This is a genomic window from Nostoc sp. CHAB 5715 (assembly GCF_020829685.1).
In the GTDB taxonomy this organism is placed as follows: Bacteria; Cyanobacteriota; Cyanobacteriia; order Cyanobacteriales; family Nostocaceae; genus Nostoc.
The window spans coordinates 1-6,566 of sequence record NZ_JAIVFR010000371.1 but is presented as its reverse complement, the minus strand read 5'-3'; the positions used below and the strand labels follow the sequence as shown (position 1 = coordinate 6,566).

Annotated in this window: 7 protein-coding genes; 4 read left to right on the top strand and 3 right to left on the bottom strand. The window is 42.7% G+C overall.

Translation table 11 applies throughout. The annotated features are described in order from the left end of the window. Window positions 1-290 precede the first annotated feature (290 nt). Entirely contained in the window at window positions 291-740 is a 450-nt protein-coding gene (locus LC574_RS20365) for a hypothetical protein (protein ID WP_229455240.1), read from the top strand. 559 nt (window positions 741-1,299) lie between these two features. On the opposite strand, the gene mutL is transcribed toward LC574_RS20365, so the two are convergent. Next, window positions 1,300-3,060 (bottom strand): DNA mismatch repair endonuclease MutL, encoded by a 1,761-nt coding sequence (mutL, locus tag LC574_RS20360; protein WP_229455238.1) that lies wholly within the window; start codon window positions 3,058-3,060, stop codon window positions 1,300-1,302. A gap of 332 nt (window positions 3,061-3,392) precedes the next feature. Between mutL and LC574_RS20355 the strand changes: the two genes are divergently transcribed. Next, window positions 3,393-3,533, top strand: a complete 141-nt coding sequence (locus LC574_RS20355; RefSeq protein ID WP_229455237.1) for a hypothetical protein — start codon at window positions 3,393-3,395, stop codon at window positions 3,531-3,533. Window positions 3,534-3,665: 132 nt separating this feature from the next. On the opposite strand, the gene LC574_RS20350 is transcribed toward LC574_RS20355, so the two are convergent. After that, window positions 3,666-4,715, bottom strand: coding sequence for an adenosine deaminase (locus tag LC574_RS20350; protein ID WP_229455241.1), 1,050 nt, complete (start codon window positions 4,713-4,715; stop codon window positions 3,666-3,668). Window positions 4,716-5,076: 361 nt separating this feature from the next. Here LC574_RS20350 and LC574_RS20345 point away from each other — a divergent pair, with 361 nt between their 5' ends. Next, a complete protein-coding gene (locus LC574_RS20345; RefSeq protein WP_094352741.1) occupies window positions 5,077-5,286 on the top strand; it encodes a hypothetical protein in 210 nt (69 codons plus the stop codon). Between the two features lie 328 nt (window positions 5,287-5,614). Here the strand turns inward: LC574_RS20345 and LC574_RS20340 are convergent, their stop codons facing one another. Beyond that, window positions 5,615-6,208: a serine protease gene (locus LC574_RS20340; protein WP_229455236.1), complete on the bottom strand. Its 594-nt coding sequence runs from the start codon at window positions 6,206-6,208 to the stop codon at window positions 5,615-5,617. 16 nt (window positions 6,209-6,224) lie between these two features. Between LC574_RS20340 and LC574_RS20335 the strand changes: the two genes are divergently transcribed. Continuing rightward, a complete protein-coding gene (locus LC574_RS20335) occupies window positions 6,225-6,428 on the top strand; it encodes a hypothetical protein (protein WP_229455234.1) in 204 nt (67 codons plus the stop codon). Window positions 6,429-6,566: the final 138 nt, after the last annotated feature.

The following is a 6,566-nucleotide window of genomic DNA, read 5'->3' as shown; positions in this document are numbered from 1 at the left end:
CGGTTCTCTTTTTGGCGATGGCTTTTGGTCAGATGGATTCAAAGGAGGTACGTTGTTGCCTTGGGTAGGTAAATACTGCTTTTGTTGTGATTTGGCAAACTTTTTTGATTGTGTCATGATCATAGTTGACTCCAATTCTAGGGGTTAAATGAAAGGCGATCGCAGACTCTTGCGCGAGGGCGATCGCCTTTCTTATTTCAATATATAGTATATTTTTATACCTGCCAATAGATTTTTTGAGTATTTTCACATAAATTTAGCTATGAGGAATTGGTGTAAATTTTTGTGCGATGTCTCTTGACTCGCCCTCCGGGTTCGGCAGTTGCTTCAAGTCGGGGAACCCGCCCAACGCACTGCCTCACCGATGCAGCGTCTATGCTTTGTATCAGTTCAATTCTTGCGTTCGCCCTACAGCCCTTCTCCTAAAGGAGACGCACTCGCGTTCGGGCATCCTACGGCAGGCGTTGGCAAAGCCATCGCTTTTGTGTTTAATAAAAGCGAGTTTGCTAAACTCCTATATTAAATTCGGGCAGTCGTTGATTGAATTCGGGCAGTCGTTGATTGAATTCGGGCAGTCGTTTATTGAATTCGGGCAGTCGTTTATTGAATTCGGGCAGTCGTTTATTGAATTCGGGCAGTCGTTTATTGAATTCGGGCAGTCGTTTATTGAATTCGGGCAGTCGTTTATTGAATTCGGGCAGTCGTTTATTGAATTTGGGCTGATACAAATACGCTGGTAGGGGCTTGTCTTTGCCCATACGTGTCAATTTAACGTAAAAGCCATGTCCCGCAAGGAACTGAAGTTCCTTGCTAATAGCTTAAGTCATCTAAAGATGACTAAATAATCCGAAAAATTTTTAGTCTACTTCAGTAGACTTGGGAGCATCCCAAATGTGCAAAAACCTTGATAGCCCTCATCCCCTAACCCCTTCTCCCATCTTTGGGAGAAGGGGAACTAGAATTATTTCTCCCCTCTCCCAAAGATGGGAGAGCAGGGTGGTTTCATACGAAAAAAGAAAAATACATAAGTCTTGATTTCTCGTGAAAGTGGCATGGCTTTTTCCCTCACTTCCATTCCTCTCCCCCACGGGGGGAGAGGCTTTGAAACCCAGTTTTAATTTTTCTCTGCTTGTATGAAACCACCCTGCTTGTAGGGAAGGGGTTGGGGGTTAGGTTTGAGATAAAGTCGCACACGGCGTAAAATAAGAAAATTCAACAGCGCCGCAGTTCATGCTTGTGACAAATAATTAGTTAATGTAGACTTTTGCAAGAGGTTTAGTATTGGCATTACTGAAAATATCAAATTCCATGACTTTTACCAATTACCCAATTACGCCGGAAAAATCGGGCTAAAGCTGATTCTTCTAAAGATAGATGAATTGGGCGTCCGTGGGGACAGGTGCGAGGGTTGCGAGTGCGTTGCCAATTATCTAAAAGTGTCTGCATTTCTTGTTGATTCATAGGTGTACCATTACGAATGGCACTGCGACAGGCGACAGCTACTTGGGCTGTTTGTAAATCGCCTCCCCAACTAAGTTCTAAAATTGCTTCTGCACAGTCGTCTCGCTGCTGCAAAGGTGCGGGGATGTTTCGCACTGCCCAAAGTTGTTCGCCAAAGGGTTCTATTTCTAAACCGATGCGTTGCAGCTGCGATACTTGCGCTGGTGACAATTGATAAAGAATGATTGGCGGTTCGACGGGGACAAGTTGCCAATTATCACACAATTGCTCATACAAAACTCGCTCATGGGCAATGTGCTGTTCCACTAACCACATACCACCTGGATGTTCCGCCACAATATAGGTGTTGCTAACTTGAGCGACAGCTTTTAAGGAGTTAGGAGAGACGCGATTAATCGCGTCTGTACAAGGGTTGGGATTTTGAGGATTGAAATTGTAGCCGCCTTTGGTTTCTGCGGCTTTGAGTAATTTACTAACTCGTGTGGTGTGAACAGCTTCTTTGAGATTGCTAGAAGAGATGCTGAGTGCTTGGTTAATTGCTTGGGTAATTTGCTCTTGCCAATAAATGATTTCGTTGAGGTAAATTTCTGTTTTTGCTGGATTGCGATTCCAGTTAATTTGATTCGGGGAAATGGCAAGATGTAAGAAACAAATTGGATAGCGATCGCGTGGTAATGTTCTGTGAAATGCTGATAATATTGTTTGCTCTAGTTCCGGTGTTTTAACCATCCGTCCGTTGATGGCTACACGTACCCAATCTGGACGATGACGATGAGTGCGATCGGGTAATCCTACCACTAAGTTTAGTGAGGAGTGGGGAGTGGGGAGTGGGGAGTTGGGAGTGGGGAGTGAGGAGTGGGGAGTGGGGAGTGGGGAGTTGGGAGTGGGGAGTGGGGAGTTAAGAGGGTTGGGTATTTCCAGTTTGATTTCTTGCAAATCACCTTGTCGCACTTGGGGTAAAATCTGTGGTAGCAATTGCCCAGTTGTGGCAGCTGGAGAGATGGTAAACCATTGACGGTCATTTTGCCAAATCTGCCAAGTAACGTGGGGATGACACAGGGCGATTTGGTGAATTGTGGCTTGCACGGCTTTCATTTGCTGTGCTGTTGTGGGCAATCCCTGACGACGAGATGAGCAATTACCGAAAAGATGAGAAACTGTCACCACTGTACCAGGTGCGATCGCAGTTACTTCAACTTGCACAACTTCTCCGCCATTGCCATAGCTAATTCGCCATCCTAATTTTCCACCCACAGGACGACTCAAAATTTCTAAATCTGCCAGAGTTGTTAAACTGTGTAACGCCTCACCACGAAATCCTAAACTGTTAATTTTCCATAAATCGGCACTAGAACGAATTTTACTGGTGCTGTGGGCTGTGGCTGCTTGTTGCAAATCATCTAGGTTCATTCCACAGCCATTATCTGCGACACGAATTCGCCATTGCTGCGGCCATAAAGAAACCACAATGCGCGTTGCACCTGCGTCTAGGGAATTTTCTACCAATTCCCGCACCACAGAAGCGAAACAGTCGATTACCTCACCAGCTGTAATGAGATATACGACTTCTGTTGGTAGAGTTTGAATAGTAGATGCCATAAATTATAGTTTATAGCTTCTGAGTGCAGGGAAAGTGGAAAGATGTACAATAAATTGCTGACGTGGTAGTATTCATGGCAAGCTACCAATTACGAATTGGTATTATACGCTTACCTGGGCTAGACCGGAGAATCCCACGGCTTTAACGAAGTGGAGCCGTGGGAGTGTCAAGTTACTGGGTGAATTATGGCATTCACAAACAATATTAATAAAATATATTAGTGGGATAGATTCAGCAAAAATCTGAATCAGCGAAAAGGAAACCACAGATAAACACTGATGAAAAACTCCACCCACAAGGGGATGGAGTTTTTGGGCATGGGGAATGGGGTATGGGGCATGGGGAAGAATTACCAATTCCCAATGCCCAATGCCCAATGCCCCAAGCGGCGGGGCGGCTATCCCTCTCCACCCACAAGGGGATGGAGTTTCCCGCCGCTTTTGATGAATTATCTGCGTATATCTGTGGTTAATGGCTAAAAAATTGACTTTTGCAAGATATCTACTGTGCATTACAGCTTTCTCTAGAGCATCATAAAAAATCACTCATTGCAACATTAATTAACATTAAATCATCTGACTTTCTGCTTACCTCTAGGTGGTGGTTAATTATTATCCCTTGTTGCCAAAACTTTAGGTAGTTCAGGTTTTAGTAAACCGTTCAACAGAGATGCGGGACGTTGAGTGTAAGGCCAAGCAAAAGCATGACGGAAAGCTGCATCCTGACAAGCTTGTAATTGTGCAAAACTGATAATGTTGTAAGTCAAGAGATTTTCATACTCAAATGGCAGACGCACATTATGCAACCCAGCATTATCAGTACAAATAGCGATATCTACCCCAGCTTCAAAACAACGGTCAAAAACTAATTTGAGTTGACGGATATCCTGCAAAGTACCAGTTTTCAGGTAAGTTGTGGGGCAAACCTCTAAACACTGTCCGCGTTTAGCCACATCATTAAGTAGCTCTGGATATAGTAGGGGAATTTGGATGCCGTGTCCGATTCGCATGAGATAGGGTAACAGTTCGGGGTAACAGCCAGCAGTGGTTTCATATAGATGTCCGGTGGTCTTAACGCCCAGCGATCGCGCATAATCATATAAGCTAATCCATTCTTCTAAGCGATGGGCATAATAACTATCACCCCCGGCTACATCTACTGCACAGACATACTGCTTATTTTGCGCCGCCAAATCAACAATTGCCTTGTTCACCTCATAAGGTAGGCGCGTGTGCATACAGAGAATTTGGCTAGTAACAATCGGATATTCTGGCTGGTTGCTGGCAAGTCCTACTACTTGCACAATTTCTGCCATCTTGTCAATTCTCTGTGATTGATTTAGATGCTCAGGTGTCCGCAAATAGGGAGTGTAGCGCAGTTCCAGATAAGCCAAATTTTCAAAGATGTAAGCACCCCGCACCAAGCGATAGATAAAGTAAGGCAAAGTCTCCACAGTTTGCACACTTTCTACCAAGGTGTGTAATTCTAGATACTCATCCAGGGTGTTGCGTGGACGGGTGTAAAAATCTTCAAATTCTGAATAGTCAGCAAAGCGGGAAATCAACTCCGAAGAATGTCGCTCGAAATATCGCCATAAAACTCTGGGTACGACCGAGCCGCCTAGATGTCTATGTAATTCAGCATATAAAGCCATAGTGGTATTTTTAGGTAAAAATTTCATTGATTGTAACAAAAACATAGAAGGAAAAATCTATACTCGCAAAAATTTAGCTTTAGAGAAATTGGATGGGAAGTTTCCCAGCATCCGGTTTCAACAAAGACTCTGACCTAGACTCTGCGCGAAAGTCGGGATTTTATGCTTATTTTCTGAAAATCCAGCATTTATATAGTGTTTTGAGCATAAATAAACTTGACATTATCAATATTAAATTGATAGGATTGAAAAACTTTAATTTTTGTGTTACACTAAATAAACATTGCTATTGTTGAGCAAGTGAAATATAGCAATATATTTTTCCTTTAACTAAGCAAATTCCTGGCAAGGTTGGTATTAATTGAAAATTCAAGCGTTGGAAGTCAAGGCTGGCGATCGCATTATTGCTTACTGCAACAACAAAATGCAAACCTGCAAGGTAAAACGCATTTTAGATCCCGGTCAAGCTAATATCACACTATCAGTATTCACATCTGAGAATTATCGCGGTTGCTCAGTTTCATCTATAGTCCGCTTTCAGAGCAACGCCTTAGTTGATTTGGTAAGTTAAAAATCAAGTAAGCATTCAATTTCAAAAATATTTCTAGCTATTGTCCAGCATCAAGCTGGATATAGTTATTATTAAAGGTGCGATGCCTGGGTTTGGCTACGCCTATGCACAAGACTTATCCGTTAATTGTGGCTGGATGATTTTCTAGAAAAACGCCCTCACACTATAGCAGTGCAGGCGGAAATTTTTGAACAAACTGATATTATGTTCATGCGCCACCAATAAATGTGAGAACTAGGCACAAAGTGATTATAATTGTGCTTAGTTTCTAGTAGTCTGTCAAATTTCAATTGATGGGTAAGCAAGTTCGTAGTAAGGACTTTAGTCCTTAATTCCCTTGCAACCACTCATCCAAGCGAGACATTTCCACTGCACGGTTCAACAGCAATCCATTCACCTCGTTTGAGCCGGAGTGGAGGGCTAAAATATAATACTTGCCGTTTATATTACTGATAATTGCACCTCCAGAAGCACCGTGATTTGTATCACAGTTGTGGTACAACAAATTATCCTGATGGCGGAGGATACTGCATTCTAGGTGAACGCCAGCAGTCATACTTTCACCAGCAGTTAGATTTTCATAACCTTTTTTCTTGGGGTTGGGAAAATCGCCAGAGTAGCCGACTAAGGCGAATTTGTTTGTATCTCCAACAAGAGTAGAAGATGGTAGGGATTTCCAGCCCAAATAACCATATTTTTTACCGATAGGCTTGTTGAGTTTCAAAATCGCCCAGTCGTTTGAGTAATCGGCTAAAGTACCATTTTTAAAGTCTGTGCCGTAATAAACATTAGTGGCGTAAGCTACATCATTTTTACTTTTGACGACACCATTAACTAAGTTTGGCAGAAATGCGATCGCCTGCGAAACTCGGTTTAAATGGAGAGTGGGAAGCGATCGCTCTTCATAGTAGATATTAAACAATTACTTTGGTTCATATATGAAAGCTGAAGAATATCCGTTTGTTCAGGAGTTAATTACGGATAAACAAGGTCAAGTTCTCAAAGTAGTCCTAGAGTTTAAGGCATATCAGCGCTTATTAGATGCGATTGAAGACGAAGGACTTTACCCTGCAATGCAAGCAGTTAAGGGCGAAACACCTTTAAGCAGGAATGAGGCTCTTGAGGAACTTGAACAACTATAGGAATCGTATTTGATTTTTGAAATTATCTACGTGGGCGGGGAGTGGGTAGAGACGCGATTAATCGCGTCTGTACGGAATAGGGAATAGGGAATTAGGCTTTTCGAGTTGTACCGAGCTATTTAACATGATTCTCGATTA